Source organism: Corynebacterium sp. MSK195, assembly GCF_030228885.1.
GTDB lineage: Bacteria > Actinomycetota > Actinomycetes > Mycobacteriales > Mycobacteriaceae > Corynebacterium.
On record NZ_JASPGT010000002.1, the window covers coordinates 1 to 16,898 of the forward strand.

Genomic DNA, 16,898 nt, shown 5'->3' on the forward strand with positions numbered 1-16,898 from the left:
GAGATGGCCCCTAAACCACCGCCATGAAACTAACCCCAGATTCGAAAACAGATACACCACTACCCAGGACTTGACCATTTTCTCTCTCCTTCATCGCCTTAGGAACGCTCTTACTTTTCGCCATCATCTGCTCTTTTATCGCGCATAGTGAGGTATCCCCACGTTCAGAACGCAGCATTAAAGCTCGACTGCGCAACGAGGCCAACCTCGCCTTCACGAATACCGGAATGGGAGTTCTCACCCTGCTCATGTGTGCCGGCATGGCCTTCCTGCAAGTAACCGGCCCTGTACCGCAATTTCAGCGGTTCAACGGCGCCGCCATTATCACGATGTTGGTTCTTACCATCGGTGGCAGCATCGGACTGGTTGCGTTTCTTCTCTACAAACAATCTCAATTATCTGAACAACTGCGTGGAATCCGCTTTCCCGATGAAGACAAAGAATCACCGGACAATGACCATCTCTATAAATGGGGCGTGATGTACTACAACCCAGAGGATCCGGCGGTACTAGTGGATAAGCGCTTCGGCACAGGCGTGTCGTTTAACTTCGCCCGCTGGCAGGCCAAGGCATTTTTCGCCATCACACTTCTGGTTCTAGTCGGCTCAATAGCGCTGCCTTTAATACTCAGCTAAAAATTTTGGCATTCAGGCTAAATCACGATTTTCGTCCATACAAACCACCGATTTCGTCGACGGTTTTGGTCATTTATATGGACGAAAATCGCGAAAAGCCACCCGCAGACAGCACAGCGCCCCGCTTCCTAAAGGATTGCGCGAAGGAAGCGGGGCGCTGGCGTGCGTCAGTTAGTTGATGACGGCGATGAGGTCGCCGCCTTCCACCTTGGTGGCCTGGCCGATGGCCACGCGCTCGACCACACCATCCTTGGTGGCAGAGATGGAGGCTTCCATCTTCATCGCCTCGATGACGGCAATTTGATCGCCGGCCTTCACCTCGTCGCCAGGCTTGGCGGTGGGGTTGACCACACCAGCAAATGGTGCGGCGACGTGGCCCTCGTTGGAGGGGTCGGCCTTTTCTACGGTAGCGACCGTGGATTCGGCGTTCTCGTCGCGCACCTTCATCGGGCGGATCTGGCCGTTGACGTTGAGAACCACGTTACGCATGCCCTTTTCGTCCGGCTCACCCACGGCGTCGAGGCGCACCACGACCTGCTTGAGGTCGGCGCGATCGGTGGAGTCCTCTGGGAAGTAGTGGACGACCTTTTCTTCGCCTTCGGTAAGACCATAGAAGAAGGTGGTATCCGTCAGTGCCTCGGTGTTGCCGTACTTGCGGCGGAACTCGTTGAATTCCTCGAACTGCTTCGGGAATAGCAGGCGGTTCAGGCTGGCGCGGCGCTCATCCGAGTTATCGGATTCCAGATGCGGTTGCTCTTCCGCAGGAACCTCGCTCACCTTGGCGCCGGTTTCCTCGCGGCCATCGAGCACCTTATCGCGCAGCTCCGGCCAACCGCCTGGAGGGGTACCGAGCTGGCCGCGGAGGAATTGGTTGACCGAGTCCGGAATATCGAACTTGGTGGGGTTAGCAGCGAAGTCCGCAGGGTCTACGCCGGCACCGACAAGGTGTAGGGCGAGGTCGCCCACAACCTTGGAGGATGGGGTGACCTTGGTCGGACGGCCCAGCATCTCATTGACTGCTGCATAGGTGTCCTCGATGACCTCGAAGCGGTCCGCCAAACCGAGGGCAACAGCTTGGGCACGCAGGTTGGACAGCTGGCCGCCCGGAATCTCGTGCTTGTACACGCGACCGGTCGGGCCAGGGATACCGTTCTCAAACGGCGCGTAGAGCTGGCGGACGGCTTCCCAATAGGGCTCGAGATCCGATACGGCCTGCAGGTCGATGCCGGTATCGCGCTTGGACTGGGAGAACGCTGCAATAAGGGCGGACAGCGACGGCTGCGAGGTGGTACCAGCCAGCGGCGCGGAGGCGCCGTCGACGATGTCGGCACCGGACAAGGCGGCCGCATAGTAGGTTGCCATCTGGCCGCCCGCGGTATCGTGCGTGTGGACGTGCACCGGCAGGTCGAATTCCTTGCGCAGCGCCATAACCAGCTTGGAAGCGGCCTCAGGGCGGAGCAGACCGGCCATATCCTTGATGGCAAGGATATGGGCTCCGGACTCTACAATCTGCTCGGCCAGCTTGAGGTAGTAATCCAGCGTGTACAGGTTCTCCTTCGGCGAGGAAAGGTCACCGGAGTACGCCATGGCCACCTCAGCCACGGTGGTATTGGTCTCGAGTACGGCATCGATGGCGGGGCGCATCTGGGAGACGTCGTTAAGAGCATCAAAGATGCGGAAGACGTCCACGCCGGACTTGGCTGCTTCCTGGACAAAGCCGCGGCAGACCGAGTCTGGGTACGGGGTATAGCCCACAGTATTGCGTCCGCGCAGGAGCATCTGGATGTTCTGGTTCGGCATAGCCTCGCGCAGCATGTCCAAGCGGACCCATGGGTCCTCGTGAAGGAAGCGCATGGCGACGTCATAAGTTGCACCACCCCATGCCTCGACCGAGAACAGGTTCGGGGTCATGCGGGCTACGGCTTCGGCTGCAGAAACCAGGGCGGTACTACGCACGCGGGTAGCCAGCAGGGACTGGTGGGCGTCGCGGAAGGTGGTATCCGTAACCATCAGCGCATTCTGCTGACGGATCTTCTCCGCCCACTTTTGCGGACCAAACTCGAGCAGGTCATCTCGGGAACCGCGCGGGAGCGGCTCGGAAAGGTCCAGCTCGGGGAGCTTATCAAAGGGGCGCAGTGCCGTAGGGCGAACACCGTTGGGCTTATTAACGGTGGTTTCCGCGATGTACTCGAGGATTCGACCAGACTCATCGACTGCCGGCGGAGCCTTGAGCAGATGCGGGTGTGCATTGATGAATCCGGTGTCCACGCGGGTCTGGGTGAAGTCTGGCTCGCGCAGCAGGGCGCGCAGGAAGCCGATATTGGTGGCCACGCCGGAGACGGTGAACTCGTTGAGCGCACGCTGGGCGCGCTGCACGGCCTGCTCGAAAGTGACGCCGCGGCAGGTCATCTTCACCAGCAGGGAGTCGAAGTTCGGCGATACTTCTGCGCCCACGGAGGTTGCACCATCCAAGCGCACGCCAGCGCCGCCCGGCGAACGATACGCAGTCAGCGTGCCGGTATCCGGACGGAAACCGTTATTAGGGTCCTCGGTGGTAATGCGGCACTGCAGAGCAGACCCGGTGATGGAAATCTTGTCCTGAGCGAGGTGAATATCTTCCAGCGAAGCGCCGGCCGCGATATTCATCTGGGCCTTGACGATATCTACGCCGGTAATTTCCTCGGTCACGGTGTGCTCCACCTGCACACGCGGGTTCATCTCAATGAAGACGTGATTGCCGCGCTCATCGACGAGGAATTCCACGGTGCCCGCGCCCTCGTAATTAATGTGCTCACAGAACTTCACCGCATCCTGGCAGATGCGGTCACGCAGCTCGGAATCCAGCGACGGCGCCGGCGCAATCTCGACCACCTTCTGGTGGCGGCGCTGCACCGAGCAGTCACGCTCGAAGAGGTGCACCACATTGCCCTGGCTATCGGCCAGAATCTGCACCTCGATGTGCTGTGGTTTGATGACCGCGGTCTCTAGGTACACGCTGCCGTCACCGAACGCCGCCTCCGCCTCGCGCGAAGCCTCGGCCGCCTTTTCGCGCAGCTGATCCTCAGATTCCACGAAGCGCATGCCGCGCCCGCCGCCACCGGCGACAGCCTTAACGAAGACAGGGAAGTTAAAGTCCTTGGAATATTCGACCAGCTTATCGACGTCCGTCGATGGCTCCGAGTCCTGCAACGTCGGCAGCCCAGCTTCCTTCGCCGCACTAACCGCAGCAGCCTTATCACCGGTGAGGTCCAACGTGCTTGGGGTCGGACCAATGAACTTAATGCCATTGTCCTCACACGCACGAGCAAGATCCGCGCGCTCCGAAAGGAATCCGTAGCCGGGGTAAATGGCATCCGCTTCGGCTTTCTTGGCGGCGCGGATAATCTCATCAATGTCCAGATATGCCTTGACCGGCTGCCCCTCGGCGCCGATGCGGACGGCCTCATCCGCGAAGGCGCGGTGGAAAGAATTTCGGTCTTCGCGAGGATAGACCGCGACGGTCTTTGCCCCGGTCTCAAAGGCAGCGCGGAATGCACGCACGGCGATTTCGCCACGGTTGGCTACCAGAATCTTTTTGAACGATGGAAGCGCGGGATTAGCCACTTCTGTGTTCCTTTCAACTCGGAAGGTACTGCGATACAGCACCTCCTCTTGGGTGATCCGTATCTCAGTTTAGAGATCGAAACCTTCCTTGTCTGCCCATTTTCAAGCGGAGTTTGCCACACTATCCAGCGCTTAAACCGTTGAATGGGTGGTTTCTGCAGTCCGACCAGTAATAACAGGGTTAGTTATTCTGTAAATCTTGCAAATTTTTACCTCAACAAAATATGCAGCGGGGACACCCTTGGATTTACTAAGTGTTCATTTCCACTTCATACTAATTTTTCTTTAATTAATGCATATTTATATGCAAGGTGTTACTTTCGTTTTGCGCACCCAGCGCACGTCCCGCCAATCTCTAACAAGGAGAGAAAATGAGAGTAAAAACTCGCTACAGCTAGCATAGCTATCGCAGCACTGAGCGGAATCGCTGTACCAGTAGCCAGTGCCTCCGCAGGTGAATGCGGTGGAGGTCTAGTGTGCATTTTCAACGAAGCGAACTTCGGCGGTTTCCTAGGTTCCCGTGGCCCTGGAATCGGAATCATGAATGTTTCGCGCAACGCCAATGACAAGATGTCATCGTGGATCAATAACACTGGAGGCCATGCTGCTTGGTACCAGCACGCCAATGGTGGCGGCAAGTGCCACACCATGACGCCATTTTCCAATAACAATTATGTGGGCTGGTGGAGCAACGACACCCTTACCTCGTGGCGCACTAATAGGGGCTGCTAAGTAGACATCCGTTAGCTGGGAAGAAGGATGACAATCATCTTTCTTCCCAGCTTCAATATTTCAGAACTAAATGACCCAAATTCACATTCACCAAGTTCATAAAACACTCGGCGTTGGCCCCAAGGCGACTCACGCACTCAAGGGAGTGTCATTAAAAGCCGCACAGGGAGACTTCATTGCCATCTCCGGCAAAAGCGGTTCAGGGAAAACCACTTTTTTGGACATGCTTTCTGGCTTAATCTCCATCGACTCGGGCTCGGTCACGGTTAGCGGGGTCAAAGTAGATACCGCTTCCGAAAAAGACTTGCTTCGTCTGCGCAGGGAGATTATTGGCATTGTCCACCAATCGGATCTCATCATTCCCGAGCTGACCGCCGCCGAAAACGTGCAACTCGTCCTATCAGCAGCCGGATACAAGGCTGCAGAATCTCGAACGGCGGCCGAATCCCTCTTAAAACAAGTAGGTCTCGAGGGGCTAGAGACCCGATATCCCGACGAATTGTCCCGTGGCCAATGCCAGCGGGTTGGTATTGCCCGTGCGTTAAGCGGAAACCGGTCGATCCTACTTGCAGACGAGCCTTCTGCCGCCTTGGATCAACAAAACTCGCGAAGCGTATTTAAGCTGTTCCGAAAGTTGGCCAGCCAAGGAACGACAATCATTACTGCTTCCCATGATCCGATCGTTCTGGACTATTGCACACGATCCTTCACCCTGATCGATGGTCTTCTGCACAATGCAGAGGAGACGGAGGAGTAACTTGGTTAGCCAACTTCTATCCAAAATCATTAAAGGACAGCCCAAAGTGCGTCTTATGTACGCACTAGCAGCTCTCAGCATTCTCCTCCTTGCCGCTACGGCCACGAGTGCGATGCTTATGACAATGTCCGCCGAACAACACGTTGCATCGAACCTAGGAGATAACCAACAGCGAGCAGACGCACCCTGTTCGCTTTCCTTAGGCGACAATATCGACGATTGCCTATCTGCACCGTCAGATCCCAAGCGGTTCTCCCGTGAACTTGTATCGCAAGACTTCTACGTGGATACTGACCCCGATCGCCGAATGACATATTCGGAGGGCGATTGGGAAAGCCAGGGGCCCAGCTACGGTTTAACTTTGGAATCAGGTCGGTGGCCAACCTCTCCGGGGGAAATTGTCGCAACCACAGCTAGCGGTCTTTCCGAAGAATCAGGGGTCAGTGCCTTTAGTAGCAACCTGGAGATTAACGTGGTCGGTACCGTTGCCAGTAAATTTGTGCCGACCGCAACCGCCGTGTATGCAGCGCCCGGCACATGGGATCTCAGCACCACCCCTTCATCCCCATCTAGTGCTGGGGCGCGCCCAATGCTTTTAGATAACCAGTCTTCGGACCAAGAAGAACTAGAAAAGACAATGGATCGCATTGCTCACGTAGACAATGCCGAGTTCAGCGCCAGAGAAGCAGTGAAACTGTCCTACCTCTCAAGGCAATCGCTGGAGAATCAGCCTCCCAAAAGCCTTCTTGATGAATACTCATTTTTCTTCGGAATTTTTGCGTTTCTCTTACCTCTATTTTTCTCAGCCTTCCTAACTGCCATGCAAAGGCGCGCGCTCGAAGCCCCAGCCACCGCTCTACACCAACTCGGAATATCCAGGAAGAAGTTGTGGGCTATCTTTCACGTACAGCTCCTTTTTCTAGTCCTTTCAATTTCAGTGTGCGCTATTGTCACCGGTACGCTTTTTCCTCACCTCTTTAGAGCTCATCTAGCAGAGTTGGGGTCCGTGCCTGGGCGGGATTTCGTCCTCCCCTGGAAATGGTGCGGGTTGCTTTTAGCGTCCGCCTTACTTCCCCCGATCATCAGCGCACTGACAACTGCATTACCAATCCGGTTCCAAAAAGCCCAAACTGCGGAACATCAACTTTCTGCTAAATGGAAGCGGGCTTCAGCCGGGGCTATCCCGGCACTGTGTGCCATAGCACTAGCAACCGTATTGTTCGCTGGGGTAGTCGGCCCGGAAATTTTCACAACTCTTGCTCCAATCCCTACGTTAGCGCTCGCGATAGCGTTGACGCTCGCTGTAACTATTTCTATTAAAAGCGATTCCCCAACGTCACCGAGTCACCTGGCCCGTCGCTTTTTAAGTTCGCACCGTTTTCTTCCGCTAATTGGAGTAGTCCTATTGTCCAGTACAGCAGGGATAGCAATCTTCAGCAGTAACCTGGCCGCTAGTATGACCGCCTCAGAAGCTGAATCCTACGCACCAATTGTCGCACCCGACCAAGCAATCTTGACCCTGCCAGATGAAATGGATTCTGCGAGAGAATCTGCACAGAATTCATTAGTATCCCAAGGTGACTTGCCCGAACCCATTTCTGCACAGCAGCTTTCCGCAGGATTGCCGATGACTCCTGATGTATCGGGAACTTTTGGCATTCTTTCCGTCCAGGATGCCAAAAGTTGGGAGAAACTCACGGACGAAAAGCTTACTTCCGACGAAAGGCAAACCCTGGAAAGCGGTGGTGTTCTTGTCCGCGACAAGAAACTTATGGATGCCTCTCACGCACAGATCACCGATTCAAACGAAAAATCGCACACGCTCAAGGCCCAAGAGGGTTCTTTTGGAAACTATTGGGAGAAACAAGTCGGCGGTGTGGTGCTAAACAGCACCGCACAAAGTCTTGAAATTCCTAGCATTTCAACCCAATGGATATTCGACGGATTATCCGCCCAAAAGGCAGAACGAGTGCCAGAAATCGCTAACCATCTTGGTATACCACCTGAGGATATCCAGCTTTCCAAAGGCTACGAAACCGAGACCCCCTTATCGTTCTATATCAGCCTTACAGCAGCTCTGCTTTCTGCAATCGCCATATCTTTTGCGATTGCGCGCGGCCTAAATACCAGTATGAGCACACTGCACACCACCTTTTTCCACTTGGGTCTTCGCCGTGATTGGAGCCTCAAATCGCTTTCTTGGGCCATAGCGATTATCTGCCTGAGTTCCCTAATCATCGGAGTCTTCAGTGGTCTCGCCCCGTTAGCAGCATATAGCTTCTTGCTCGGGGATGGCTTCCTGTTCGCAGTCGATTGGACAGCAATGGGTTTCACCATCATTTCAGTCCTAGCGGGCACCCTATTCGGAACATTCATCCAACAAAGACGCCTTCACCGACACTAATCACCTCTCCACTCGGCCCGCGGTCACAAGTCTCATTGACCGTGGGCCTCCCTTCGTTATATGGTTACCCACATAGGTGGTAAACCCATACACCAGGGAAGGAATCACATGTCGCATGCACGAGAGGCCGCACCATGAGCGATACTCGGCCAATTTATCAGCAGCTGGCAGGAGGAATCAGAGACATGATTATTTCCGGCGAACTCCCCGAGGAAGAACGCGCCCCCAGTACCAATGAGCTTTCAGCTTTCCATTCCGTCAACCCCACTACCTCCGCAAAGGCACTAACCGTCCTCTTCGAGGAAGGCCTGCTGGAAAAGCGACGCGGCCTGGGCATGTTTGTGCGCGAAGGCGCGCGCGACAAGGTACGCCACCAACGCCAAGAGGCGCTCAGGGAAGACTTCATCGTGCCTCTCCTCAAGGAAGGAGCCGCGCTGGGCTTAAACGCCAGCGATATCGCCGACCTCATCGAAGCCGAAGGAGACCATCATGACGCACCTTAAGATGCACAATGTCAGCTGCAAGCGCCGCCTGCACGTGCCACACCTGGAGCTTACCGCCGGCATGTATGGGCTTATCGGCCCCAATGGCGCCGGCAAGACCACGCTCCTGCGCGCGATAGCGGGATTCCTCCCTACTAAGGGCAGCATCGATACCCCACAGGTAGCGATTGCGCGCACCGGCGCCGATATTTCGCTCTCCGGTTCCACCGTGGCCCAGCACCTGCGCGCCGCACAGCATGTGCGCGAGGGTTTCGACGTGGGGTATGCGGAGGAGCTGTTGGATAAGGTGGGCGTCGACAAGCGCAGCAAGAACCGCTCTTTAAGCACCGGCCAGCGCCAACTGGTTGCCTGTGCCACTGCCCTGGCAGCGCGCACGCCGGTCACCCTCCTCGATGAGCCTTTCAATGGCTTGGATGCACCGACGCGCACGCGCCTGCGCGAGCTCATTATCGCCCACGCCTCCGGCACCCCGGACTGGCTGCTGGTGCTTTCTTCTCACCGCGCCGAAGACCTCGTCGGCCTAGTTGACCAAGTCATTACCGTGCACGACGGCACGGTCAATAAACCCACCGACCTGGAATCCCAACGGCCGCACTACCCCGTCATTAGCGGCAGCACCAAGGACGTGGAGCAAGCACTCGCGCTTGCCGACGCCCTCCCCCTCCACCACTCCTCCCTTGGCTCCACCTCCAAGGTGCACGCGTGGTGCCCGGCCCCGTTCCCGGCCGATACCGCAGCCGCCGCCCAAATCACCGTCTCCTACCTTGACGACGGCCAGCTCATCGATTTCCTTGTCTCCCGCGCCCATGAATCCGCCCGCACCTCACAAGAGGAGTTCTAGTCATGAAGCTACTGAAGACCTTCAACCTCAATGCCGCCAAAGCGCTCATCGTCATAAGCATCATCGTCGTTTTGCTGTGGGGTCTCCCGTATGCCGTCCCCAGCGATCCCTCTGCCATCGGCGCCAATCCAACCGGCTGGGGAATCTTCGCAGTCTTTATGTGGGGACTCTACTGTGCCTTCGCCGCAACCGAATACCGTTCCTTGCGCGGCCTAGGGATGCGACCCCGGCAATGGCTTACCAGCATGCACGCGACGCTGTGGCTAGCCGCGCTCATTTTTGGAGCCGTCGCCTGGACCGCTTACTACATCGCTCTGCAATCGGGTGCGTACGCGAATTCTTCGTGGGCAATCACCCCCGGCGCTGTAGAAGCCAGCCTTCCGTTTTGCTACGCGGCCACCTTCGGTAGCTTCGCCTGTGGCCACCTCATAACCGGATACATTGGCGCACTCATCGGCGTGGTAGTAAGTAGCGCAAACCAAAGCTCCCTATTCGTTCGGCTCCTACTAATCGCCGGCATCATCGTCGGCCTATTCCTAGCGGATGGCATCGTGATTACTCTCGCTGAATCATTTGGAGCTGTAGAAATCGGCGCCCCATGGCCCGGCATGTTTTTCTTCGCTGGTTTAGCGGTCCTTATCTGCACCGCAGCAATTCACCTCCTGGCGCGGCGTATCCAGCCATAACCCGACCGCAGAAAAGCCCCGACAAGTATGTCAGCTCCCCCACTCCGGCCAACGTGACGGTGCCGGAATGTGAGGGAGCTGACACGTTTTAGAAGGACTTTGGCGGGACCGAACGCTGCTCCTCGCCGTTATATGCGGATAGCGGACGAATAAGCGAGTTATTCTCGTTCTGCTCCACAATGTGCGCGGTCCAACCGGTGATGCGGGCCATGACAAAGATTGGCGTGAAGAATTCAATGTCGAAACCCAAGATGTGATAGGCAGGGCCAGCGGGAAAATCGAGGTTAGGCTTGATCTTGATCGAGGTATTTTCCTCCATCGTCTTGGCCATGATGTCGTACATCTCAATCCATTGGGTCTGGTCATGTTGTTCGGCCAGCTCCTTAAAGGCGGCCTCCATGGTGGGAACTCGGGAGTCGCCGTTTTTGTAAACGCGGTGGCCAAAGCCCATGACCAGTTCCTTGTTGGCCAGCTTCTTCTTGGTCCACTCTTCGGCCTTGGCAGGATCGCCAACCTCCAGGAAGTTCTTCATAACTGCCTCGTTGGCACCGCCATGCAATGGCCCCTTGAGAGCGCCGATAGCCGCGACGATAGCGGAATACGTATCGGACATAGTGGAGGTCACCACGCGGGCAGCGAAGGTGGAGGCGTTAAATGAGTGCTCGGCGTAGAGAATGAGGGACTTATCAAAGGCCTCGATATCGGCGCGGTTGGTAGCTGGGGAGCCTTCCTCATCACCGAAGACCATCCACAGGAAGTTCTCCGCAAAGCCCTTCTTGCGAGAAGGCTGGATGTAGCCCTCGCCGCGGCGGCGTCGGATATCAAGAGCAATGATGGTCGGGATCTTGGCCATTAGCTCAAGCGCGGTACGGCGGATATGTTCAGAGTCCTTGGTATATTCCTCTGGGTCTTGGGAACCGATATAGGAAATGGCGGTACGCAGAACGTCCATTGGGTGGCACGACAGCGGCATGGACATGATGAGGTCAATGACATGGCGCTCCAGGTGGCGCAGGGCTTTCTCGCGGGCAGAGAAACGGATGAGGGATTCCTGCCCCGGTAGCTTGCCGTTCCACAGCAGATAGGCCACTTCCTCGAAGGAGCAATAGCGGGCAAGCTCTTGGACGGGATAGCCGCGGTAGGTCAGCGAGTTGGTCTCAGGGACGACCTTGGACACGGCGGTCTCATCGACGACGACGCCATACAGGCCCTTGCGGATTTCAGGGGTCTGGTTCTTATCGGACATGGTGGGAATTCTCCTTAGCTTTCGAAAGTGGGTCGGTAGGTGTCTTTGGAATAGGTGAATACGGATTGGTCGAAGTCGTTGTATTCCTCGTAACGCACCAGCTCATAAAGGCGGGAACGGTGTTGCATGCGCTCGAGCCAGTCGGTTTGCAAACCGGTTTCATGCATATCCCGCAGGAAATCTTCGGTAGCGCCCATAGCCACGCGGAAGGTGGAGACGGGCCAGATGACTGCGTTATAGCCGAGGTCTTCTAGCTGTTGCGCCGAAAGCAACTCGGTTTTGCCGAATTCGGTCATATTTGCCAGCAACGGGGTGTCGACAGCGGCGCGGAATTTTTCAAAGTCTGCTGGCTGGTACAACGCCTCAGTGAAAATAAGGTCCGCACCGGCATCGGCGTAAGCCTTTGCACGATCGATGGCGTCATCGATGCCGTTGACTCCTGCGGCATCGGTGCGGGCACAGATAATGAAGTTAGGGTCGCGCCGCTCGTTGACCGCGGCGCTAATACGGCGGAGCATAATATCTGTGTCCACGACTTCTTTGCCGTCGAGGTGGCCACAGCGCTTCGGGTTGACCTGGTCTTCAAGGTGGCATCCGGCCAGGCCCGCGTCTTCGAGCGCGGCTATGGTGCGGGCGGCGGACATGGGTTCACCGAAGCCAGTGTCGGCGTCGACAAACACGGGCAGATCCGTCGCGCGGGCAATCTGGCCCGAACGCTGCGCCACCTCAGTCAAGGTGGTCAGGCCAATATCGGGAAGGCCCAAATCATTGGCCAGCACCGCGCCGGAGACATAAACTCCGCCGAAACCACCGATATCCTGAATTAAGCGCGCGGTCAGGGGATTGAACGCGCCCGGCAATCGGGTAATGGTGCCGGATTCAAGGTTGGCGCGGAATTGCTGGCGCTTTTCCGCGGGAGTTTTCAAAGAGCCAAATAGTCCAGCCATTAGAAGATTCCTTCCGGTTTCTTAGGCGCGCTGGCCACATGAGCATCAGTCACCCGAACGTTGAGTTCGGTCAGGTCAGTGAGGTTTTCCAAGTTCTGTACGGCATTCAGGAAACGTTCTTGTTCGGCCTCCTCCACGATGCCGGCCGCCAGCTTGGTGAATTTCTCTACGTACTGCTCGCGGGCAAAAGGACGCGCCCCCAGCGGGTGGGCATCAGCAACTGCGCGCTCATCTTCTACCACGGTGCCATCTTTGAAGGTGATAACCGCCTTGCCGCCAAAGGCCTTTTCAGACAGATCGTTGGAGTGATAGCGGCGGGTCCACTCGGGGTCTTCGACAGTGGAAATCTTGTGCCACAGCTCGATAGTCTCCGGGCGGTTGGCGCGCTCGGGCGCGTAGGAAGCCTCGTGGTCCCACTCGCCATCCTCGAGGGCTACGGCAAAGATGTACATGATGGAGTGATCCAGCGTCTCGCGAGAAGCAGAGGGATCCATCTTTTGTGGATCGTTGGCACCGGTACCGATGACATAATGCGTATGGTGCGAGGTGTGCAGAACAATGGACTCGATGTCCGCAGTCTTCAGGCCCTTTTCCGCCAGAGTTTTCTTTAGCGCAAAGGCCATATCGATGGGCGCTTGGGCCTGGTATTCGGCCGAGTGTTCCTTGGTGTAGGTATCCAAGATGGCTCGTTTTGGCTCGCCGTCCTCCGGCAGCGGGACGGAGTAGGTGCGCTCCGGCGAATGCAGCATCCACGCGATGAATCCATCCTCGCCTTCCCAGATGGGCGCCGGCGCACCTTCACCGCGCATCGTGCGGTCGACGGCTTCAATGGCCATCTTGCCCGCGAAGGCTGGTGCGTAGGCTTTCCAAGAGGAAATCAGGCCCTTACGGGATTGCCGGGTGGCGGTAGTGGTGTGCAGCGCTTGGCCCACCGCCTGGTAGATGGTGTCCCTATCTAGTCCAAGCATGGTGCCGATGCCGGCGGCCACGGAGGGGCCAAGATGTGCCACGTGGTCAATCTTGTGCTCGTGCAGGCACATGCCTTTCACGAGGTTGACCTGGATTTCATAGCCGGTAGCGACGCCCCGGATAAGGTCTCGGCCGCTCAGCCCCTTATGCTGGGCGGTAGCAAGCAGCGGCGGGATATTATCCCCGGGGTGCGAGTATTCAGCAGCCAGGAAAGTGTCGTGATAATCCAGCTCGCGGACTGCGGTACCGTTGGCAAGCGCGGCCCATTCGGCCGAGTAGGTACCATCCACGCCAAATACCGTGGCCCCGCCCTTACTTACCGGGTGTGACTGGGCCATGACTCGGGCGGAGGTTACGGGACCGCGTGCCACGGAAGCCATCGCCACGGCCGCATTATCAATAATGCGGTTGATAATCATGTCGGTGGTCTCGGCGGGAACCTCTACGGGATCCGCGGCTACTTCTGCCACCTTGTACGCCAAGTGCTCCTCATAAGGGAAATCCTCGGCGGATTTATGGGTTCTTACCTCGTGGTTTTTCACTAGGTGATCCTCCTTCACTCTGCAATGCGTTGTAGCTCACACTAAATGCTTGAATGTGTCCCGCGCTATAAGTATGGTGTGTGTAATCTAGCGGAATGAGTCAGTGAAATCTGCAAAGTTTGTGGTTTCTACTGCTCATAGCGGCGAAAGGCGGCACAGCAACCGATGACCAAGCACTATGCGGGGGCACGAATCCATGCACTGCGCAAGCAGCGGAGACTCACACAGGTAGCGATGGCCAAACAATTGGGACTATCAACCAGCTACCTCAACCAGCTCGAAAACGATCAACGCCCGCTCACCGTCACCGTGCTCATGCAGCTGTCCCAACGCTTCGACGTGGATCCCGGATATTTCGCCGACGACCGCGATACGCGCACCATCACCGACCTGCGCCGCATCTTTCCCGACGCTGCCGAAGAGTCCTTGGCCGACCTAGCCTCGCGCTTTCCGGAGCTCATGCCCCGCTTCGTCGACGTCGCCACCCGCGCCCCAGCGCGGGAGCGCTCCCTTTTGAGCTCGTCCGTGATTTTTTCTACGACGCTCATAACTACATCCACGAGCTCGATGTCCTAGCTGAAGAGCTCGCCGGCCAGCTCGGTGACCGGGTGCTACGCCGCGGCCGTTTAGCGTCCCGCATGCACGAGGATCTCGGCGTTACCGTCCGCTTTTCCCGGCCGGGACCACGCCGCGACTTCGATCCAGACACCCGGGAGCTTGCGCTTCGTGATGGCCTTTCTGAAGCCCAATTGGTCTTTGAAATGGCGCTCCAATACTGCCTGCTCGCCTACCGCGATGTCTGCGATAACCTCGTCTCCGAGCTTCCTGCCGGCGAGGCGCAAGAACTAGCTACCTTAGGGCTTGCACAGTACTTCGCGGCCGCGGTCACCATGCCCTATCAACCGTTCCTGTCGATGGCTGAGAAGACCCGCTACGATATCGACCTTTTGTGCAACTACTTTGGCACCGGTTTCGAAACCACCGCACAACGCCTGGCCACCCTCCAGCGCCCAGGCCTTATCGGCGTGCCCTTTTCCTTCATCCGCACCGACCGCGCTGGGAATATCTCCAAACGCCAGTCCTCCACTGCCTTCCACTTCGCCCGCTCGGGCGGGTCATGCCCATTATGGGTAGTCCATCGCGCGTTTGAGACGCCCAACCGCATCACCCGCCAGGTAGCCGCCATGCCGGATGGCCATGCCTACCTGTGGATAGGTCGCTTTGTGCAAGGAACCGCAAAATCTTGGGGAACCCCTCGCAAGGAATTCGCCGTAGGCTTAGGCTGCGATATCTCTGAGGCCGACCGCATTGTCTACGCCGATGCTCTTAATCTAGACATATCCGCCGCGACCCCTATCGGCCCTGGTTGTACCGCTTGCCCGCGCGAGCATTGTCCCCAGCGTGCCCTTCCACAAGCAGATCGCCCCATCCAGGTTTCACTCAATCGCACCGCCGAGCATTCCTACTCCACCTTTTAGCAACGCATGCAAAAGCGCCCATCCTAAGCTGGTTACCAAAGGCGGGCGCAAAAGAAAGGAAAAGGTCGCTTACTCCAGATCGTCGTGGGCAACGAGGCGTCGTGCAGCCTCGGTGATGGTGCCGGACAAGGACGGGTATACGGCGAAGGAATCGGCCAGCTGGTTCACGGTGAGCTGGTTCGTCACGGCCATGGCAATGGGCAGAATGAGCTCGGAGGCGGTCGGCGCAACGATGACGCCACCGATAACGCGGCCAGAGGTGGCGCGGCAGAAGAGCTTGACAAAGCCGTGCTGCAGGGAACGCATCTTGGCTCGCGGGTTGGTATTGAGCGGCATGGTGATGGTGCGGGCGGCGACTTCGCCGGCCTCAATCTCTGCCTGGGTGAAACCGACGGCGGCGATTTCCGGACGGGTGAAGACGGCGTTGGCCACGGTCTTCAGGCGCAGCGGGGAAACGCCCTCACCCAGTGCGTGGTACATGGCTACGCGGCCCTGCATTGCGGCGACGGACGCCAATGGGAAGAGGTCAGAGCAGTCGCCAGCGGCGTAGATGCCGGCAATATTGGTGCGGGAGACGCGGTCGACCTGAATGTGGCCGGACTTGGCGGTTTCCACGCCGACATTCTCCAGCTTGAGGTCCTGGGTATTCGGGATAGAGCCGATGGACATGATGACGTGGGAGCCGGTGATTTCACGGCCGTCCTGGGTGGTGACCAGGACGTTGCCATCCTCGGTGCGGTTGACGGTTTCCACGCGGCAGTTCTTTTCCAGTTCCACACCGCGCTCGCTCAGTACGGTCTCGAGGACGTCGGCAGCGTCGGCGTCGTCATGCGGCAAAATACGGTCGCGGGAGGCAACCATGGTGACCTTCACACCCAGCTCAGCGAAGGCGGAGACGAACTCGGCGCCGGTCACGCCGGAGCCGACGACGATGAGGTGCTCCGGCAGCTCGGTGAGGTTGTATACCTGCTGCCAGGTGAGGATGCGCTCGCCGTCCGGCTGGGCGCCGGGCAGCACGCGCGGCGTGGCGCCGGTGGCTACCAAGACAAGGTCTGCGTTAAGGGTTTCTTCGTGACCATCCTCGTTGAATACCGCGGTGACCTTGTGGCCGCCAAAGGCATCGGCTTCCTGATCCTCTGGGAAGTAGCCGCGGCCGTCGATAACGCGTGCGCCCAGGGATTCCACGGTGGCACGGATATCGGAGGACTGCTTGCTTGCCAGATCCTGCACGCGCTTATTCAGTGCGGTCAAGGAAAGATGGGCCTGGCCAATGCCCTGGTTAAGTTCCATATCCTCAGCACGGCGCAGGTCGGTTTTAATATTGGCACCAGCGATGAAGGACTTGGAAGGAACGCAGTCCAAGATAACGCTGTTACCGCCCATGCCTTGGTCTTCAATAATGGTGATTTCTGCACCATACTTGGCGCCTGCCAACGCGGCTTCATAGCCTGCCGGGCCACCGCCGATGATGACAATTCGCTTGGTCTGGTTCAACACGCACTTGCTCCTTTATCAGCTCCACTTTAAAAGTCGCTTACGAGTCTAACGTGTAGGA

12 protein-coding genes and 1 pseudogene are annotated in these 16,898 nt (G+C 57.4%); 8 read left to right on the forward strand and 5 right to left on the reverse strand.

The features are described from left to right. The first annotated feature begins 227 nt into the window (after window positions 1–227). On the forward strand, window positions 228–635 hold the full coding sequence (locus QP909_RS01810; RefSeq protein ID WP_284765928.1) for a DUF5808 domain-containing protein: 408 nt from the start codon (window positions 228–230) through the stop codon (window positions 633–635). A 171-nt stretch (window positions 636–806) separates the two neighbouring features. On the opposite strand, the gene QP909_RS01815 is transcribed toward QP909_RS01810, so the two are convergent. Continuing rightward, window positions 807–4,238, reverse strand: coding sequence for a pyruvate carboxylase (locus QP909_RS01815; RefSeq protein WP_284765929.1), 3,432 nt, complete (start codon window positions 4,236–4,238; stop codon window positions 807–809). Window positions 4,239–4,661: 423 nt separating this feature from the next. Between QP909_RS01815 and QP909_RS01820 the strand changes: the two genes are divergently transcribed. The 6 genes from QP909_RS01820 to QP909_RS01845 all read left to right on the forward strand — a co-directional run bounded on the left by QP909_RS01820 (window position 4,662) and on the right by QP909_RS01845 (window position 10,161). Further along, window positions 4,662–4,970: a peptidase inhibitor family I36 protein gene (locus tag QP909_RS01820; RefSeq protein ID WP_284766163.1), complete on the forward strand. Its 309-nt coding sequence runs from the start codon at window positions 4,662–4,664 to the stop codon at window positions 4,968–4,970. A gap of 70 nt (window positions 4,971–5,040) precedes the next feature. Further along, window positions 5,041–5,727, forward strand: coding sequence for an ABC transporter ATP-binding protein (locus tag QP909_RS01825; protein ID WP_284765930.1), 687 nt, complete (start codon window positions 5,041–5,043; stop codon window positions 5,725–5,727). A gap of 55 nt (window positions 5,728–5,782) precedes the next feature. Next, a complete protein-coding gene (locus QP909_RS01830) occupies window positions 5,783–8,131 on the forward strand; it encodes a hypothetical protein (RefSeq protein WP_284765931.1) in 2,349 nt (782 codons plus the stop codon). Between the two features lie 134 nt (window positions 8,132–8,265). Further along, window positions 8,266–8,634: a GntR family transcriptional regulator gene (locus QP909_RS01835; protein WP_284765932.1), complete on the forward strand. Its 369-nt coding sequence runs from the start codon at window positions 8,266–8,268 to the stop codon at window positions 8,632–8,634. Beyond that, complete coding sequence (locus QP909_RS01840) at window positions 8,621–9,475, forward strand: ATP-binding cassette domain-containing protein (RefSeq protein WP_284765933.1); 855 nt, start codon at window positions 8,621–8,623, stop codon at window positions 9,473–9,475. Before QP909_RS01835 ends, QP909_RS01840 begins: the two co-directional genes overlap by 14 nt. 2 nt (window positions 9,476–9,477) lie before the next feature. After that, entirely contained in the window at window positions 9,478–10,161 is a 684-nt protein-coding gene (locus tag QP909_RS01845; protein WP_284765934.1) for a transglycosylase, read from the forward strand. An 88-nt stretch (window positions 10,162–10,249) separates the two neighbouring features. Here the strand turns inward: QP909_RS01845 and QP909_RS01850 are convergent, their stop codons facing one another. Genes QP909_RS01850 through prpD form a run of 3 tightly spaced genes read right to left on the reverse strand, consistent with a single transcriptional unit; the run spans window position 10,250 to window position 13,865 of the window. Next, window positions 10,250–11,407 carry a bifunctional 2-methylcitrate synthase/citrate synthase gene (locus QP909_RS01850; protein WP_225745895.1) on the reverse strand — a complete coding sequence of 386 codons (1,158 nt, stop codon included), beginning with the start codon at window positions 11,405–11,407 and terminating at the stop codon, window positions 10,250–10,252. Between the two features lie 14 nt (window positions 11,408–11,421). Then, window positions 11,422–12,354 (reverse strand): methylisocitrate lyase, encoded by a 933-nt coding sequence (gene prpB, locus QP909_RS01855; protein WP_284765935.1) that lies wholly within the window; start codon window positions 12,352–12,354, stop codon window positions 11,422–11,424. After that, entirely contained in the window at window positions 12,354–13,865 is a 1,512-nt protein-coding gene (gene prpD, locus QP909_RS01860; RefSeq protein ID WP_284765937.1) for a 2-methylcitrate dehydratase PrpD, read from the reverse strand. Before prpD ends, prpB begins: the two co-directional genes overlap by 1 nt. 165 nt (window positions 13,866–14,030) lie before the next feature. Between prpD and QP909_RS01865 the strand changes: the two are divergent. Continuing rightward, window positions 14,031–15,343: pseudogene (locus QP909_RS01865) on the forward strand (short-chain fatty acyl-CoA regulator family protein). A gap of 69 nt (window positions 15,344–15,412) precedes the next feature. Here QP909_RS01865 and QP909_RS01870 read toward each other — a convergent pair. Further along, on the reverse strand, window positions 15,413–16,840 hold the full coding sequence (locus tag QP909_RS01870; protein ID WP_284765938.1) for an NAD(P)H-quinone dehydrogenase: 1,428 nt from the start codon (window positions 16,838–16,840) through the stop codon (window positions 15,413–15,415). Window positions 16,841–16,898 lie beyond the last annotated feature (58 nt).